A 17198-nucleotide genomic window follows, 5' to 3' on the forward strand; every position below is an offset into this window, starting at 1 on the left:
GCAGATTGGAGTATGACATCATGAGAAAAAAGAATGTTTTGAAAGCGGCCATTCCGATTGTGCTGTTTTCTCTTTTTATCTTCAGCTTTGCCTATTATGGTGGCCGTTTTTATGAGCAGCTTTTTCAGTCGGACGAGCCCTATGATAAAGGGACGGTGATCGGTCCTGAATCTGTAGCTGGCATGACAGAGACAGAAGCGGCGCGCTATCTCACCTCTCAAGTGGAAGAGTGGCGGACAAAGTCGGCTGTTACGCTCCGCTACATGGAAAAAGAAGCGGACATGAATGGAAATTTAATTGAATTTCAAACAGCAAAATCTATTTCGGATGCAGTGGATGGCCGCGAGAACAATTTGTATGCGGATGTATCGAATCAGCTGCTGTTGGCCGAGCTGGAGAGCCAGTTTCCGGGCCATTCATGGGACAAGACCGATGTCGAACTGCTGGCATCGGACTTGTCAGATATCGGCAGTCATTTTCAAACAGGAGATATAACGGTTGATTTGTCCGCATATGAGCCGAAAGAAAGCCGACAGGAAATCGTAGCGAAAGTATCTATGGCGGAAGCGTCATCCGTGCTCCAGTCGTTTGTGGAACAAAATCCGTCCATTTTGATCCCGGCATCCGGCATCGTTTCGTTTAACGAGTGGATGATCGGAACGAATGATCAGTCACTCGATGAAAAAAGCATCGGGCTGCTTTCTTCATCGTTATACCAGCTTGTGCTCCAAACGAATTTTGCTGTTTTGGAAAAAAATCAAAGCACGTCGCTGCCCGATTATATCCCGCTCGGCTTTGAAGCAAAAGTAAGTATGAGCGGCAAACAGGATTTCGTTTTTCGTAATGAGAACCAGGCTGGCTACACGGCTGAATGGAGTGTTTCCGGCGGCCGGCTGAACGGCGTGATTAAAGGAGTGCCTTTTTATTACGATTATGAGCCTGTTTTGAAAAACAAGGAGACCATTCAGCCTAAAACAATTCTTCAGTTCAGTCCATCTCTCGAATATGGGAAAGTACGGCTTGAGCGGATGGGAAGTACCGGGCAAATGGCCGATGCATATCGAGTGGTAAAAGAAAGAACGGTGACGTTAAGAGAAGAACAGATTGCCGCCGATTTTTATCCGCCTGTCCATACAATTGAATTACACAGCTCGAAAGAAGAGCCTGTATTGTCCAATGAAGGGAATGCGCCAAACGGAGGCAGCGGGACTTCTTCCAATTCTGTGAACAATGGAACAGCCGACGGAAACGGTTCGACTGGCTCCATAGACAGCGGAACGCAAAGCGGAGACGTGAACGAAAATCCAGCTAGTGGAGATGATGGGAATGCGGCAGATAACGAAGGTTCCGGTTCAGTAAATAATCCGCCGGACAGCGGAAGCGGAACAAGTAATAATGGCAGCGGACAGTCAGGCGAAACAGTGTATGAAGATTTTGAAGGAAAACATTAACGAATCAGGTGAGGCGAAATGAGAACGCAGCGAAAAAGACTGGGCGACTTGCTTGTTGAATCCGGATTGCTTACGAACGAGCAGCTTGAAACGACACTTTCTGAAAAGCCCCTGGATCAAAAGCTCGGTGACGCTTTGTTGCACCGTGGCTATATTACCGAACTTCAGCTTATTGAAGTGCTTGAATTCCAGCTTGGGATTCCCCATGTCAGCTTATACCGGTATCCGATTGATCCGAAGCTTTTAACGGTTATTCCGAAAGAACTGGCGAAACAAAATTTAATGATGCCATTAAAAAAAGAAGACAGCCGCTTATTTGTCGCAATGGCGGACCCGATGGATTATTATGCTATTGAGGATTTACGTTTGTCGACGGGATTTGACATCGAGACATCAATCGCTACGAAAGATGACATTATCCGTACGATTAATAAATACTATGATGTAGATGATTCTTTTGAAGAAATGATGCAGGATGATGCACAGCAGGAAGCAGAAGAAGAGCCGGAGATCAATGATGATTCACCGGTTGTCCGGCTTGTGAACCGGATTTTGTCCCATGCAATTGCTGAAAAAGCCAGCGATATTCATATTGACCCTCATGAAACGAAAGTGATGGTCCGTGTGCGGATTGACGGCATTCTTCGGGTGGAACGCCAGCTGCCGAAACATATGCAAGGAATGCTGACGGCGCGCATTAAGATTTTAGCTAATATGGATATTACTGAGCACCGCATGCCACAGGACGGACGTATTAAAACGAACGTCGAATTCCGTCCGGTTGATTTGCGTGTCTCTACGCTGCCGACCATTTACGGGGAAAAAATTGTTATGCGTGTCCTGGATTTAAGCAGTTCACTCAATGACTTATCACAGCTCGGATTTAACAAAGTGAATTATCAACGAGTAGAAAAGCTGCTAAGCCGTCCAAATGGCATTGTTCTTATTACGGGCCCGACCGGATCGGGAAAATCGTCGACACTGTATGCCGGGCTGAACAAATTGAACACGGAAGAGATGAATATTATTACGATAGAAGATCCGGTGGAATATCAGCTTGAAGGCGTCAATCAAATTCAAGTGAATTCAAATGTCGGGCTTACATTTGCCTCCGGTCTCCGGTCTATTTTACGGCAGGATCCGAACGTTATTATGATTGGTGAGATTCGTGACAAAGAAACAGCAGAAATTGCGATCCGCGCGTCATTGACAGGGCACCTCGTTTTAAGTACGCTTCATACGAATGATTCACTTTCGAGCTTAACCCGGCTGATCGACATGGGCATTGAACCGTTTTTAGTGGCGTCTTCCTTATCCGGTGTCGTATCGCAGCGTCTCGTCCGTAAAGTGTGCCGTGACTGCGCGGTTGAAGAAGAGCCGGTAAAAAGAGAGATTGACATATTTGCGAAACGGGGCCTGAGTATTCACCATGTAAAAAGAGGGCGGGGCTGTGCTTCCTGCAATATGACCGGCTATAAAGGGCGGATTGCGCTTCATGAAGTGCTGACCATGACAGAAGAAATGAAAAAAATCATTTTAAACGATGAACCATATTCAACATTAAAAGAAACAGCGCAAAAGCAAAAAACCATTTTTCTTCTTGACGATGGCCTGCTGAAAATACGCCAGGGCATTACGACAACAGAGGAAGTATTGCGCGCTGTGCTGGTGGAGTAGGTGATGATGATGAAAGAAAAATTAGAGAATTTACTGCGGGCCGCTTATGAACTGAATGCGTCCGATATTCATTTGACGGTTGGAACGGCGCCTGTTTTCCGTATCCACGGCGATTTAAAACGGTATGGAAAAGAACCGTTAAGACCGGAAGACACAGAAAAAATGGCTAAATCCATCGTGCCGTCATCACTTTGGGCTGGATTTGAAGAAAAAGGGGAGCTGGATTTTTCATATGGCATTCCGAAAGTATCCAGGTTCCGGATCAATGTCTTTTACCAGCGCAGCTGTGTATCGCTGGCGATCCGGCTTATTCCGGCTGACATTCCGTCGCTTGAGCAGCTTCATATGCCGGCGGTTATTAAAACAGTGGCGCGCCGCCCGACCGGACTCGTCCTCGTCACAGGGCCGACGGGAAGCGGAAAGTCAACGACACTTGCCAGCATGATTGATTATTTGAATCAGGAAACGAAAAAGCACATTATTACACTCGAAGACCCGATTGAATATTTGCATAAACATGGAAAGTGCATTATCGATCAGCGCGAAGTCGGGTTTGATACGAAAAACTTCGCTAATGGGCTGCGTGCTTCATTGCGTCAGGACCCCGATGTCATTCTCGTCGGGGAGATGCGGGACCTTGAAACGATTCAGACAGCTATTACAGCGGCTGAAACAGGCCACCTTGTGCTTGCCACGCTTCATACGTCCAGCGCACCGTCAACAATCGAACGCATCATTGATGTTTTTCCGGCAGAGCAGCAGCCGCAAGTCCGGACTCAGCTTGCTTCTGTTTTATCAGCGGTCATTTCACAGCGGCTGTTTCCGACGGCTGACTTAAAAGGACGCAGAGCGGCAGTAGAAGTGCTGCTAAATAATGCGGCCGTTTCCAACTTGATCCGGTCTGAAAAAGTCCATCAAATTGTCAATGTGATGCAGACTTCCAAATCAGCGGGCATGCAGCTGATGGCTGACCATGCCCAGCTTCTTGTGGAGCAGGGCGCGGTATCAAGAGAAGACCTGCTTCCTTATTTAAGAGAGCGTGAACGCGGCAATGGCTAGATTTGCGTATAAAGGACGCAGTCGAAAAGGAGCGGAAAAAGGGAAAGTAACCGCTGACACAAAACGGGCTGCCTTAATGAAACTTCAGCAAAACAATATTCGTGTAACGGAAATTGTGGAACTGGAAGAAACCATGTTAACACGGGACCTTACAATTGGAAACCCGGTAAAGCTGGATCATCTCGTCATTTTTTTGCGCCAGTTTTCCGTGTTGCTGCAGGCGGGTGTTCCTGTCGCTGCTGCTACGTCTATTTTGACGAAGCAGACGGAAAGCAAGGCACTGAAAAAAGCACTGGTGAGCGTGGAGTCGGAACTGAGGGAAGGACGGCCGCTCTCAGACGCGGCATCCCGGCAGCGAAACATTTTTGAACCGTTATTTATTAACATGCTGCGGGCCGGGGAAGCAATGGGAAATTTAGATGAAACGTTTAACGATTTGGCGAATCATTATGAACGGCAGTACCGGACACGTCAAAAAGTGATTTCCGCGCTGACGTATCCGATCGCAGTTGGCATCATTGCGGTTATTGTTGTCATCTTTTTATTAGTCGCGGTCGTACCGTCTTTTGTCAATATGTTCGCTGATTTTGGCGGTGAACTGCCGGCCATAACTCTTTTTGTCATTAACGCAAGTGAATGGATGCAGTCTTATTGGCTTCTTATTCTCCTTTTTCTCGCACTCTTGGGCGGGGGAATCGGGCTGTTGCGGCGTCATAAAAAAACGAAATATTATTACGATTACGCAATGATGAAAATGCCGGTTTTCGGCTCGCTCATTCAAAAGGCGGCACTGGCAAGGCTGACACGGACGCTGAGTTCTCTTTTCTCCAATTCAGTGCCCATTTTGCAGGCGTTGGAAATGGTGGAAGAAGTAGTAGGAAATGACGTCATTGGCGAAGTCATTGTCGAGTCGCGGCAGGCGCTTGAAACAGGCGAATCGCTTACCGGACCGATGAAACGGCACTGGGCATTTCCTCCGCTCGTATCGAACATGATTGCCATCGGGGAAGAAACAGGCTCGCTTGACGCGATGCTGTCAAAAGTGGCCGACTTTTACGAGCAGGAAGTAGAAGCGGTAACAGATAGGCTCAAATCTCTTATTGAACCGCTCATGATTGTGTTTCTGGCTGGTGTCGTCGGAGTAATTGTCGCGGCCATTATGGTACCGATGTTTGAGATCTTTAATACTATTCAATAAGCAGCCGCGAGATGGAAATTGTCGGATCTTTTTAATAGTCTTATAGAATTAGAGATGTTTACAAGGTTATAATAAGTGGAAGAAACGAATAGGGATATTAACCTATTAAAAGGAGGAAAAAAGATGTTTAAGAAAATGAAAAGTGCGCTTAAAAATGAAAAAGGACTCACATTAATTGAGTTGCTCGCCGTTGTTGTTATTCTCGGTATTATTGCAGCGATCGCCGTACCTTCCATTGGCGGCTTAATTGACAACACGAAAAAAGATGCGCATGTCGCGAATGCGACACAGATGATTAACTCGGCAAAAACATATGTGGCGGGGAATGCGAATTCATCAAAATTGGATACGCAGTTAACCCTTAAAGAAATGATAGAGGATGGTTATATTGACACAATGGAAGATCCTGACGGCGGAAACTATAACGACACATATTCATTTGTTGATATTGCTAAAAATGGTAATTCTTATACGTACAAAGTTACACTATCAAATGGGGATGCTAAGAGAAAGATTACTGCACGGACACTAGAGCAGTTAGATAGAGATACAGTAGGCGGCGGGACTCCATAAATTACTATGATCTGTATAATTATTTTCTTATATGGACTTATCCTCGGCTCGTTTTACAACGTCGTCGGTCTTCGGGTTCCGGCCGGAAAATCAATTGTGGCTCCGCGCAGCACCTGCTCGCTGTGCGGCCATCAGTTGACCGCGCGGGATCTTGTACCTGTGTTTTCATACATATTGTTAAGAGGGAAATGCCGCAAGTGCGGCGTAGACATTTCACCACTTTATCCTGTAACAGAGCTGTTGACGGCACTGTTCTTTTTGTATTCCTACGTTTTATATGGCTGGACGTGGACATTTGCGGCCGCTGTTCTTCTCGTTTCGATGATGATGATTCTTGTCGTTTCCGACCTTGCCTACATGCTCATTCCAGATAAAATCCTGCTGTTTTTTGCGGTGCTTTTTCTTATCCTCCGCTTGATTGACCCGCTTCAGCCGTGGTGGAATTCTATCATCGGAGCAGCAGCGGGATTCTTTCTTCTTCTCGCGGTCGCAATTGTATCAAAAGGCGGAATGGGCGGCGGGGACATTAAGCTTTTTGGCCTGCTCGGATTTGTCTTCGGGACGAAGCTTGTTTTGCTTACGTTTTTTCTTTCTTGTCTTTTTGGCGCTATGGTCGGCCTATTTCTTTTATTTTTTGGTATAGTAAAGAAAGGAAAGCCGATGCCGTTCGGACCGTTTATCGCAATGGGCGCGTTTGCCGCTTTTTTCCACGGTGCGGATTTGATTGGCTGGTACGTGCAGTTTTTTAAATAAGGAGCATGTTTATGGCTATTCGATTGTTTCAACGAAAAAAAAGAATCGTGAACATGATGCTGACCGACTACGCAATCCGGTTTGCCGAAGTGACGCCGGGGATTCCCATGAAGGTGGAGCGGTACGGAGAAAGGCTTATTCCGCCCGGCATCATTAAAAAAGGAGATATTATTGATCCCAATGAGCTTTTGTCTATTATGGAGAATTGTGTCGATGAATGGAAGATTAAAAGCCGCCCTGTCCGGTTTCTTGTCCCAGACTCTTTTGTCGCGATGAAAGAAGAGAAAGTCGATATCGATTTAGAAGATGATGAGATTAATTCTTATTTATTTATGAAAATCGGCACGAGCATTCATCTTCCCTTTGAAAATCCTGTTTTTGATACAGCTGTCACAAATATATATGATGGAAAAAAACATATTTTGCTTATCGCCGCACCGGAAGAAAAGGTGGAAGAATACGTCAGTGTTTTCGAAAAATCCGGTCTTACACCTGTTGTAGCTGACGTTGGGCCGTTAAACCTTTATCGGCTTTACTACGAAATGGCTCTTGTGAAGGAAGAGGATCATTATATTCTGCTGCATTTAAAGCAAGGCTCGCTGACCATTTCGATTTTTCATCAGCATCAGCCAAAATTTATGAAGCCGGTCTCATTTGAAACAAATGAAGACACGATTGACGTTTCGTCGGGAGAGAAAAGTGAACTGGACGAGTTTATGGATGTATTCAGTGAACTGGATAAGGTCATTAACTTTTATGAAAATTCGCTTCATAAAGGACATGTCCGTATCTCCGCCATTTTTCTAAACGGGGATTTTATACGCGCCAATTTTTTTAAACGCGCATTAAAAGACCGCTACAGTTTGCTTGTTTATGGGGATGAGACGGTGGAAATCACGGTGAAAGACGGCGGTCTTCTCCCGGCTGGTTTTTATCCGGTTGTCGGACTAGGGCTGAAAGAGAGGTGACCGCCCGTGCAAATTGAGATTAATTTACTTCCGCAGAAAGAAAAGAAGCGCACACCGATCTGGCTTTTTTTCCTGGCAGCGGCACTGTGTACTCTGGCAGCTGGCTTCTTGTTTTTTTGCATCTATATGAAACAAAACGAACTTGAACTGTTAGAGCAAAGATTGGCTCAGACAGTTGAACTGCGAACCACACTGGAAGGATCAGCCGAGCAAAATGAAGCGGCATCAAGTGTCGAGCATTTAAATCAAGCAGCCAATTGGGCCAGACAAGAACAGCTTCCAGTGACGCCTATTTTAGATCATTTTATTGAACGGCTGCCGGACCGCGGGTTCTTTCAATCTTTTTCCTATTTGAGCGATGAGTCTCTTACGCTGCTGGTTCAATTTGATACGAGCCGGGAAGCGGCATATTATCTGGCAGAGCTTCATGAGTCCCAATGGGTTTCTTCTGCGAGACTTCGAACAGTGGAAACATCTCTTGAAGAGGCGGAAGCAAAGACGCAGGAAGCGGTCGAAGCGAAAAATGCGCTGCCGCGTTATTTGGCGGAGTATGAGATTATTATGGATCGATCTTCTGTGGAAAGTGCGTTGAAAGAGAGTGAGCGCCCATGAATCGCAAATTGATTTTTATCTTTATATTGTTACTCACATTATTTTTGGGGATGATATACGCTTATTTTGCGTTCTATGTTCCTGTTAACCAGGCTGTTGAACAGACAAAGCAGCAAATTAACGCGGAAAACGAACTTATTTCAGTACTTGAAGAAACAGATTTTTCAGCTGGTGATACGCAGTTGTTAAACACGGAATCTCTTCAGAAAAAACTGCCGGTTAAGCTGATGGATGACAAACTGCTGCTTGATCTTGAAAAAGCGGAGCTTTTATCTGGAAGTCTGATCACATCCATTGAATTTATGGAAAGCGCGATTCTCAACAATGAAGAAAGTGCGGACAGTGAAGCCAATATAAGTGAAAATGACGAATCAGAAGAGCAGGAGTTTGAATCGACAGTTGAAGGAGTGGGCGATTACGGAAAAGGGGAGATTGGCACTGGTGAGGAAACTGTTCTATTAGAACCGGAAGTACTTCCTGAGGGTGTATATAGCAGTTATATCCATATAACTGCCCAGGCGGATAATTATGAAGAAGTCGAATCGTTTATTGAAACGCTCGAAGGGCAAATGCGCCTCTTAATTATTAAAGAACTGTATTTCACGGGGCCGGAAGAAGCTGAAAAGATCGAAGGAACAGAAAATCCGATTGAATTTACATTGATTGTGGCAGCGTATTATATGCCTGGCCTGCTGGATCTTCTCGAAGGGGTTCCAGTTATTGATGCGCCATACCCGGCCAATAAAGAAAATCCATTTATAACAATTGAAGAGTGAAAAGAACAGAATGATTCACCATTCTGTTCTTTTTGTTTTTTTGAAACCGTATAGTTAAGAGAAAAGGAGGGATGAACATGGACGAGCCGAACTGGACACGGCAAAACAGTGATGTACTTGTTTGGCGGATGCCGGGCGAGGAAACGGTCATACCGGACACACCGGAAAAAAAGCCAACGCTAAAAGCGGCAACAGGCTTATTGATCATTATTTCGGCGTTATTGACAGGCAGTGTTTTTGGATTGTTAATGATGAGCGCTGTCCCAGAAAAGACGGAAACAAAAGCGGCGCCGGCGATGAATAGCTCTGCAGAACAACAGATAACACCGGCTATGAACAGCTCCACAGAACAGAAGACAGCACCGGTTGAAAAAACAGTGCCATTGTTTGTTATCCAAGGAGGCCTTTTTTCAACGGAAGAAGCAGCGAATAAAGCCGCTTCATCTTCTGGAGCGCCAGCAGCGGTGATTCCAGCCCAAAACCAATATAGCATGATTTATGGGATCTTTTTAACAAAAGAAGCAGCGGATGAAGCGGAGCTTAGCCTTGAATCAAGTGGCACAGCTGCCTATGTAAAAGAAACAAAAGTGAACCTATCCAGTGAAGAGGAGGAGACAATGAAAAAAGCGGCTGATTCGCAGCAGCTCGATGAAATGGCCTCTATTCTTTTGCCGTAGCCTGCCAAAATTCGGCAGGTTTTTATTTGTTCATTGAAGAATTGTCTGCTATGATAAATGCGTACTCTCCCTAGGGCCCGCACGATGCGGGTCAAAAAGGCGCTGCAGCAGGACGCTGCGCTCGTAGCCTTTGATCCTTAATTTAAAAAGAAAGGTGATCCTCTTTGACCCACATTATTTTGGCTTCATCATCACCCCGCAGAAAAGAATTGCTTACTCAAGCTTTCATTCCATTTACTGTACAACCCGCCCATGCGGACGAAACGATTGAACCTGGCACGCATCCGGCAGCGGCTGTTGAGCAGCTTGCGCTGAAAAAAGCGGCAGCGGTTTTCACTGAACATCCAAACGCTGCTGTGATCGGTGCAGATACAGTGGTTGTGTCAGACGAGCGTATTCTTGGGAAACCAGAAACGGAAGAGGAAGCGATGCAGATGCTTTCTTCTTTATCCGGCCGCACGCACGCAGTTTATACAGGTGTTGCGATCGTGTCGAAAAATGAAAGAGTGGTTTTTCACGAAAAAACGGTTGTTGAATTTTGGGAACTGACAAAAGCGGACATGGCTGCTTATATTGAGACAGGCGATCCATTTGACAAAGCAGGAGGATATGGTATTCAAACGGCGGGTGCCCTGTTTGTTAAAGCGATCCATGGCGATTATTTTAATGTCGTCGGCCTGCCGATTTCCTCACTTTACCGCCGGCTGAAACAAATGGGCCTTCTCACTGGCAGCTCTTCATCCCGCTAATTTGAGAGGGGAATAGAACGAATGGACCATGATAAAATTGCTTTATCTCCGCCACTGATGATCCGTGATGTCCCGCCACACGACCGCCCGCGTGAACGAATGATTGCGAGCGGTCCGCACAGTTTATCCAACCACGAGCTCCTCGCGATTTTACTCCGGACTGGCTCGAAAGAAGAATCCGTCCTGCAGCTATCTAACCGCATCTTAAATGAATTTGAAGGTCTTCGCCTCTTAAAAGACGCATCGCTCGAAGAAATTACATCCATTAAAGGCATCGGCAGCGCAAAAGCGATTCAGCTTATGGCAGCTGTTGAAATCGGCCGCCGTATTGAACGGCTGAAATATGATGAGCGGTTCATGATCCGCTCGCCGGAAGATGCGGCCAATTACATGATGGAAGAAATGCGCTTCTTAAGCCAGGAGCATTTTGTCGCGCTTTATTTAAATACGAAAAATCAAGTAATGCATAAGCAGACGTTGTTTATCGGCAGCTTAAATGCCTCGATTGTTCATCCGCGCGAGGTATTTAAAGAAGCATTCCGCCGTTCGGCAGCAAGTATCATCTGTCTTCATAACCATCCATCGGGCGACCCGGCGCCAAGTCGTGAAGACATCGATGTGACAAAACGTCTTGTCGAATGCGGCAAAATACTGGGTATTGATGTCCTCGACCATTTGATCATTGGAGAGAAGAAATTTGTCAGTTTGAAAGAAAAAGGTTATTTATAACGCTATGCTTTTTTTTTTCGTTCCGCTATAATATAAGTTATGGTTTTTGAGAAGCTTTTCACACAAATAAATAGCCATTGATAGTGAAATGATCACGATAAAAAGGATCTATTGAGGAAAGGGAGATACACTACATGTTTGGAATTGGGAGCCGCGACTTAGGCATTGACCTTGGAACAGCAAACACACTTGTTTATGCAAAAGGAAAAGGAGTTATCGTACGAGAGCCGTCCGTTGTGGCGCTGCAGACAGATACAAAACAAATCGTAGCGGTTGGAAATGACGCACGCAACATGATCGGCCGGACACCAGGCAACATTATTGCTACCCGTCCCATGAAAGACGGTGTTATTGCTGACTACGAAACAACGGCGACAATGATTAAATATTATATTAAACAAGCAACAAAGGGATCATCTGGCTTCCTGTCAAGCAAGCCATACGTAATGGTCTGCGTTCCATCCGGTATTACAGCAGTTGAACGCCGTGCGGTTATAGATGCTACGCGTCAAGCTGGCGCCCGCGATGCGTATCCGATTGAAGAACCTTTCGCTGCAGCGATTGGAGCTAATCTCCCTGTATGGGAACCGACGGGCAGCATGGTCGTGGATATTGGAGGCGGTACGACAGAAGTGGCGATTATTTCGCTTGGCGGCATTGTCACAAGCGAATCGCTTCGCATTGCCGGAGATGAAATGGATGATGCGATTATCGCGTATATCCGCAAGCAGTACAATTTGCTGATTGGCGATCGGACATCTGAAACAATTAAAATGGAAATCGGTTCAGCAGGTGATTCAGGTGACATTCCAAACATGGAAATCCGTGGACGTGACTTATTAACAGGTTTACCGAAAACAATTGAGATTACTGCGCAGGAAATTGCGGATGCGCTAAAAGATACAGTATATGCCATTGTGGATACAGTAAAAGGAACATTGGAAAAAACGCCTCCGGAACTTGCAGCAGATATTATGGACCGCGGCATTGTGTTAACAGGCGGCGGGGCACTTTTGCGCAATTTGGACAAAGTGATCAGTAAGGAAACAAATATGCCAGTCATCATTGCGGAAAATCCATTGGACTGTGTAGCGGTTGGAACAGGACTTGCGCTTGATCACATTCATTTATTTAAAAACAAATAACAATTGACGATAAGGCCGGTTCTCCGTGCGTTGTGACCGGTTTTCCGGTGCGCGTTGAACCAGCCTTCCCGTTTTGAATGCTTAGAAAACTGAGGTGGAATTCATGCCGCAATTTTTTACAAACAAGCGGTTGATCATATTGCTCGGCAGCATTATTCTTCTTGTAGCCATGATTGGTTTTTCGATACGGGACCGGGGTAACATTACGTGGCCTGAAAAGTTCGTGAAAGATGTAACGGGGTTTGGCCAAAATATTGTGTCGAAACCGGCCGGTGTTGTTGAGTCTTTTTGGGATGATGTAAGCAGGCTTCGTCATACATATGAAGAAAACGAAAAGCTTCGCGCGCATTTAGAAGAGCTCGCGCAATTAGAAAGTGACGTAGCACGTCTTGAAAAAGACAATGCGGAACTTCGGAAAGTGCTTGAAAAAGAAAAAAGCCTTGCAGATTATGAACCCGTACAAGCGACGGTGATTGCGCGCAATCCTGACCGGTGGTATGAGCTTATAACGATTGACCAAGGTGAATCAAACGGCATCGAACCAGACATGGCCGTGATGACCGCAAGCGGCTTAGTCGGAAAAGTGAAAAGCACGTCGAAATTTACGTCTACTGTGCAGCTTTTGTCTGCTCATGATACGAACAACCGTGTGTCAGCAATCATTCAAGGTGGTACGCCAATTTACGGATTGATTGAAGGATATAACGAAGAAAAGAAAATGCTTCAAATGACAAAAATCCCTTCTGATTCAAAAGTAAAAAAAGGACAAACCGTTACAACATCTGGTCTTGGCGGTGTTTTTCCGAAAGGACTCGTCATTGGAACTGTGACAGAGCTTGTTCCAGATGAATTCGGATTAACACAAACAGCGCTGGTTGAGCCGTCGGCAAGCTTTTACGATCTTGAGCATGTGATGGTTTCTAAACGTGAAATGACAGGTGTTCTGCCGGAAGAAGAAGACCGCCAGCAGGTGCTTATTGAGGAGGAAGGACTGTGAAAAAAGCGCTCCTTCCTCTTTTAATAGTCGCCCTGTTTTATAGTGACAGTGTCTTTATGATCTTCTTTTCAGAACAGGCATTTAATGGAGCTTATGTACCTGTCCCGCATTTTTTCTTCATAGGCCTTTTGTTCATGTCTGTTTTTTTTGACCGGAACACAGCGATAAAATATGGCTTTTTCTTCGGCTTTTTATTTGATATGTTTTATACGGGACTTCTTGGGGCTTATTTCTTTTTCTTTCCGCTTATCGTCTACATAACATCCAAGCTGACGAAATGGCTTCACAGCACGATGCCTGTTTTTTTCGTCATTGTCTTATTTGATATCGCGTTACTTGAAATGCTGATTTATGGCTTAAATGTGCTGGTGCAGCGGACAACTGTTTCATTGGAACAGTTTGCTTACGTTAGACTGCTGGCATCGCTTGTCTTGAATGGCCTTTTCTACATCGTGTTCGCGGTTCCGCTTCGAAATGCTTTTTTGCGATTGAAAAAAGTGTTCGATTGATGTTGAAAAAAGGAATATGGAATAGCGCTGTCGAATATTGAGACGTACAGAGGTGGGATACTTTCTATGAAACAAAGTCAAAACGTCGTCATTAAAGGGACGAAAGACGGTCTGACTCTTCAATTGAACGATAAATGCGCGTATAATGAACTAATAGAAGAATTAACCGAAAAATTAGATGCCGTTACAAAAAAAGACGAAGACGCGCTCATTAAAGTCACTGTTCAAACGGGGAACCGGTATGTGACTGAAGAAGAAAAAGAAGAGCTGCGTCAGCTGATCAGACAGCGCCGTCACCTAGTCGTCGAAGACATTAGGTCAAACGTATTGACGATTGACGAGGCGGTACAGTGGAAAGAAGAAAATGAAATCGTTTCGTATGCCGGCCGTATTCGTTCCGGACAAGTACTTGAAGTACCAGGTGACTTATTATTGATTGGAGATGTAAATCCGGGCGGAACGGTGATGGCGGGCGGCAGCATCTTTGTAATGGGTGCGCTGAAAGGCATGGCGCATGCGGGCTGTTACGGCAATGATTCAGCCGTTATTTCCGCGGCAAAAATGATGCCGTCTCAATTGCGGATCAGCGGTCATTTAACCCGCTCGCCAGACCGGTACGACGAAGAAGAGATAACTGAATCGGAATGTGCTTTTATTAACGAAGCACAACAATTGGTGATTGATCGGCTGCAGGTGCTCAAATATTTGCGACCTGATTTATCGACGTTTAAAGGGGGCTTTTGAAGTGGGTGAAGCAATCGTCATTACTTCTGGAAAAGGCGGGGTCGGCAAAACGACAACGACCGCCAATCTCGGTACAGCGCTTGCGCTGCAGGAGAAAAAAGTATGCCTTGTTGACACGGACATCGGTCTTCGCAACCTTGATGTTGTCATGGGGCTTGAAAACCGCATTATTTATGACCTTGTCGATGTGGTGGAAGAACGATGCAAAACACATCAGGCTCTCGTCAAAGATAAACGCTTTAACGATCTTCTTTATTTGCTTCCGGCAGCTCAGACGACAGATAAGTCAGCTGTAACACCAGAGCAAATGAAGAAATTAATCGATGAGCTTAAGCAGGACTATGACTATATTTTAATCGACTGCCCGGCGGGGATTGAGCAAGGCTATAAAAATGCGGTAGCAGGTGCAGACCGGGCAATTGTTGTCACAACACCGGAGAAGTCGTCCGTCCGGGATGCGGACCGTGTTATTGGTCTTCTTGAAAAAGAAGAAGGTATGGCACCACCGAAGCTTGTCGTCAATCGGATTCGCCACCATATGGTGAAAGAAGGCGATATGCTTGATGTTGATGAGGTGGCAGCCCACCTGTCCATTGAACTGATCGGTATTGTGGCAGATGATGATGAGGTCATTAAATCCTCCCATAATGGCGAGCCTGTGGCACATAATCCGAACAATCGTGCTTCGATTGCGTACCGGAACATTGCACGCCGTATTTTGGGTGAGTCGGTTCCTCTTCAGCATCTCGAACCGGAAAAAGACACATTTTTCACGAAATTCAAACGATTTATCGGCATGAGCCGGTAGCACAAAAGCCGCTTTTTTAAGCGGTTTTTTTTCGTTTTTTCGGCATATACATAAGCAGGCGGGAGGGGTTCGTATGCCGAAAAAAATCATGGCTTCTTTTTGTTTATTTGTTGTTGTGTATCTTAACCAGCATGCGTCTCTTGCAAAAACGATTTTTACAAATGATTTTTCTTTTGCACCTTTTTCAGCTGCTTATGAAGAACGATTTGGCACTCTTTTGCCGGCCATGAATCGGACAAGCATCGCGCCGGCTTCCTTTGTGAGTACAAACAATCCGCTTGCTGCTGAACAAGATGGTGTCGTCATAAGAATTAATAATGAAAACATTTCCATCCAGCAGGACGATGGCACCGAAGTGGAAGTAAGAGGGCTGCAGCCAGAATCATATCGGCTGTTTGAGCGAATTAAGCAGGGAGAGCCAATCGGTATTCCTTCCGGTCGTATCATTGAAATTGTTGAACGAAAAAATGGTCAGGCTATTTCATCAAGAAAAGTGAATGTGTATGAATAATGTACGTATTCATCCATTAACTTGGCTGTTCGGGGCAGCAGCTGCAGCAACAGGACTTTTTTTAGAAGCCATATGCATCGGGCTTATTTTGCTTATTCACGAACTAGGCCACGCTGGTGCAGCAAAAGCGATGGGCTGGCGCATTCAAAAAGTAGAGATGCTCCCGTTTGGCGGCAAGATGGAGACCGATGAGCACGCGGGCAGGCCGCTTCTTGAAGAATGGCTCGTTGTGCTGGCCGGTCCATTTATGCATATTCCAATGCTTATAATAAGTTTTCTTTTTTTAAAAGCAGGATGGATGGATGCTGCTTTGTATGAATTGTTTTTTGAGCTTAATGCGGTTATCTTTTTGTTCAACCTCTTGCCAGTGCTTCCACTTGATGGGGGCAAAATGCTTCAGCTTATTTTATGTGCAATCCAGCCTTATTTCCGTGCTTATAGGCAGTCCATTTTTCTCTCATTCGCTGCCCTTCTTCTCATTATGGGTACAGCGGTCATCACCCTTCCATTTTATTTGCAGCTGCTGTTGACTGTTTCCTATATTGCTGTTCAGCTTCTTGTGATGTGGAAAGAAAAAGAAGTCATGTTCATTCGTTTTTTAACTGCCCGGTTTTATGATCCGATGTCTATGCGCTTACTGTACTTGTCCCTTTTAGAAACGGACCGCCTCCTTGATGCTGTCCGGTCGTTTAGAAGAAACAGGACACACAGGTTTCAAGTAAACAGGCACGGTGAACTAACAGAAGAGCAGCTTCTTCAATCTTTTTTTGAAGGAAAAAAAGACGTTCAGGATATGTTTGAAAATATTGATTGACACTAATGTTTAAAGGTGATAGAATTCATATGTTATTGTTTGTAGCACCCGTGCTACAACCGCACATAGCAGGTTTAAGCATCTACGGATCACCTGTCACGTGGCGAGTCTGAGTAAACAGGGAGGTGCAGAAATGTACGCAATTATTGAAACAGGCGGCAAGCAGGTTAAAGTTGAAGAAGGCCAAGCAATCTACATCGAAAAATTGAACGCACAAGATGGTGACTCAGTCACTTTTGATAAAGTTCTTTTCGTTGGCGGCGATGACGTTAAAGTCGGAAGCCCGATCGTAGAAGGCGCAACGGTAACGGCGAAGGTTGAAAAGCAAGGACGCGCGAAGAAAATCATCGTTTTCAAATTTAAAGCGAAGAAAAACTACCGCAAAAAGCAAGGACACCGTCAGCCTTACACAAAAGTAGTCATTGAAAAAATCAACGCATAAGGCGAT

20 protein-coding genes and 1 other annotated feature are annotated in these 17198 nt (G+C 45.3%); all 20 genes read left to right on the forward strand.

The window, feature by feature from the left end; translation table 11 throughout:
* Window positions 1–20 precede the first annotated feature (20 nt).
* The 20 genes from BA724_RS11605 (at window position 21) to rplU (ending at window position 17192) form a co-directional block, all read left to right on the forward strand.
* On the forward strand, window positions 21–1451 hold the full coding sequence (locus tag BA724_RS11605) for a VanW family protein (RefSeq protein ID WP_069938832.1): 1431 nt from the start codon (window positions 21–23) through the stop codon (window positions 1449–1451).
* Window positions 1452–1469: 18 nt separating this feature from the next.
* Window positions 1470–3128, forward strand: coding sequence for a GspE/PulE family protein (locus BA724_RS11610; protein ID WP_069938833.1), 1659 nt, complete (start codon window positions 1470–1472; stop codon window positions 3126–3128).
* 9 nt (window positions 3129–3137) lie between these two features.
* A complete protein-coding gene (locus BA724_RS11615; protein WP_069939236.1) occupies window positions 3138–4187 on the forward strand; it encodes a type IV pilus twitching motility protein PilT in 1050 nt (349 codons plus the stop codon).
* Window positions 4180–5385, forward strand: coding sequence for a type II secretion system F family protein (locus BA724_RS11620; protein ID WP_069938834.1), 1206 nt, complete (start codon window positions 4180–4182; stop codon window positions 5383–5385). The genes BA724_RS11615 and BA724_RS11620 overlap by 8 nt, the downstream gene beginning before the upstream one ends.
* Before the next feature lie 123 nt (window positions 5386–5508).
* Window positions 5509–5958 (forward strand): type II secretion system protein, encoded by a 450-nt coding sequence (locus tag BA724_RS11625; RefSeq protein ID WP_069938835.1) that lies wholly within the window; start codon window positions 5509–5511, stop codon window positions 5956–5958.
* A 6-nt stretch (window positions 5959–5964) separates the two neighbouring features.
* Entirely contained in the window at window positions 5965–6711 is a 747-nt protein-coding gene (locus tag BA724_RS11630; RefSeq protein WP_342670004.1) for a prepilin peptidase, read from the forward strand.
* An 11-nt stretch (window positions 6712–6722) separates the two neighbouring features.
* On the forward strand, window positions 6723–7679 hold the full coding sequence (gene pilM, locus BA724_RS11635; RefSeq protein WP_069938836.1) for a type IV pilus biogenesis protein PilM: 957 nt from the start codon (window positions 6723–6725) through the stop codon (window positions 7677–7679).
* Between the two features lie 6 nt (window positions 7680–7685).
* Entirely contained in the window at window positions 7686–8291 is a 606-nt protein-coding gene (locus tag BA724_RS11640; RefSeq protein ID WP_069938837.1) for a hypothetical protein, read from the forward strand.
* Window positions 8288–9067, forward strand: a complete 780-nt coding sequence (locus BA724_RS11645; protein ID WP_069938838.1) for a hypothetical protein — start codon at window positions 8288–8290, stop codon at window positions 9065–9067. The genes BA724_RS11640 and BA724_RS11645 overlap by 4 nt, the downstream gene beginning before the upstream one ends.
* 77 nt (window positions 9068–9144) lie before the next feature.
* Entirely contained in the window at window positions 9145–9744 is a 600-nt protein-coding gene (locus BA724_RS11650; protein ID WP_069938839.1) for a hypothetical protein, read from the forward strand.
* Between the two features lie 164 nt (window positions 9745–9908).
* Window positions 9909–10493: a Maf family protein gene (locus BA724_RS11655; RefSeq protein ID WP_069938840.1), complete on the forward strand. Its 585-nt coding sequence runs from the start codon at window positions 9909–9911 to the stop codon at window positions 10491–10493.
* A gap of 21 nt (window positions 10494–10514) precedes the next feature.
* Complete coding sequence (gene radC, locus BA724_RS11660; protein WP_069938841.1) at window positions 10515–11222, forward strand: RadC family protein; 708 nt, start codon at window positions 10515–10517, stop codon at window positions 11220–11222.
* A gap of 134 nt (window positions 11223–11356) precedes the next feature.
* On the forward strand, window positions 11357–12367 hold the full coding sequence (locus tag BA724_RS11665) for a rod shape-determining protein (protein WP_069938842.1): 1011 nt from the start codon (window positions 11357–11359) through the stop codon (window positions 12365–12367).
* 103 nt (window positions 12368–12470) lie between these two features.
* Window positions 12471–13364, forward strand: coding sequence for a rod shape-determining protein MreC (mreC, locus tag BA724_RS11670; RefSeq protein ID WP_069938843.1), 894 nt, complete (start codon window positions 12471–12473; stop codon window positions 13362–13364).
* A complete protein-coding gene (gene mreD, locus BA724_RS11675) occupies window positions 13361–13873 on the forward strand; it encodes a rod shape-determining protein MreD (RefSeq protein ID WP_069938844.1) in 513 nt (170 codons plus the stop codon). Before mreC ends, mreD begins: the two co-directional genes overlap by 4 nt.
* A gap of 66 nt (window positions 13874–13939) precedes the next feature.
* Window positions 13940–14617: a septum site-determining protein MinC gene (minC, locus tag BA724_RS11680; RefSeq protein WP_069938845.1), complete on the forward strand. Its 678-nt coding sequence runs from the start codon at window positions 13940–13942 to the stop codon at window positions 14615–14617.
* A gap of 1 nt (window position 14618) precedes the next feature.
* The gene (minD, locus tag BA724_RS11685) at window positions 14619–15425 is read left to right on the forward strand and encodes a septum site-determining protein MinD (protein ID WP_069938846.1); all 807 of its coding nucleotides are present in this window, start codon (window positions 14619–14621) and stop codon (window positions 15423–15425) included.
* A 73-nt stretch (window positions 15426–15498) separates the two neighbouring features.
* On the forward strand, window positions 15499–15936 hold the full coding sequence (locus tag BA724_RS11690; RefSeq protein ID WP_069938847.1) for a hypothetical protein: 438 nt from the start codon (window positions 15499–15501) through the stop codon (window positions 15934–15936).
* On the forward strand, window positions 15929–16750 hold the full coding sequence (locus BA724_RS11695) for a site-2 protease family protein (protein WP_083256209.1): 822 nt from the start codon (window positions 15929–15931) through the stop codon (window positions 16748–16750). Before BA724_RS11690 ends, BA724_RS11695 begins: the two co-directional genes overlap by 8 nt.
* Before the next feature lie 47 nt (window positions 16751–16797).
* Window positions 16798–16871, forward strand: a sequence feature (ribosomal protein L21 leader region).
* A gap of 12 nt (window positions 16872–16883) precedes the next feature.
* Entirely contained in the window at window positions 16884–17192 is a 309-nt protein-coding gene (rplU, locus tag BA724_RS11700; protein ID WP_069938849.1) for a 50S ribosomal protein L21, read from the forward strand.
* Window positions 17193–17198 lie beyond the last annotated feature (6 nt).

The organism is Domibacillus iocasae, assembly GCF_001750285.1.
GTDB classification, from domain to species: domain Bacteria; phylum Bacillota; class Bacilli; order Bacillales; family Domibacillaceae; genus Domibacillus; species Domibacillus iocasae.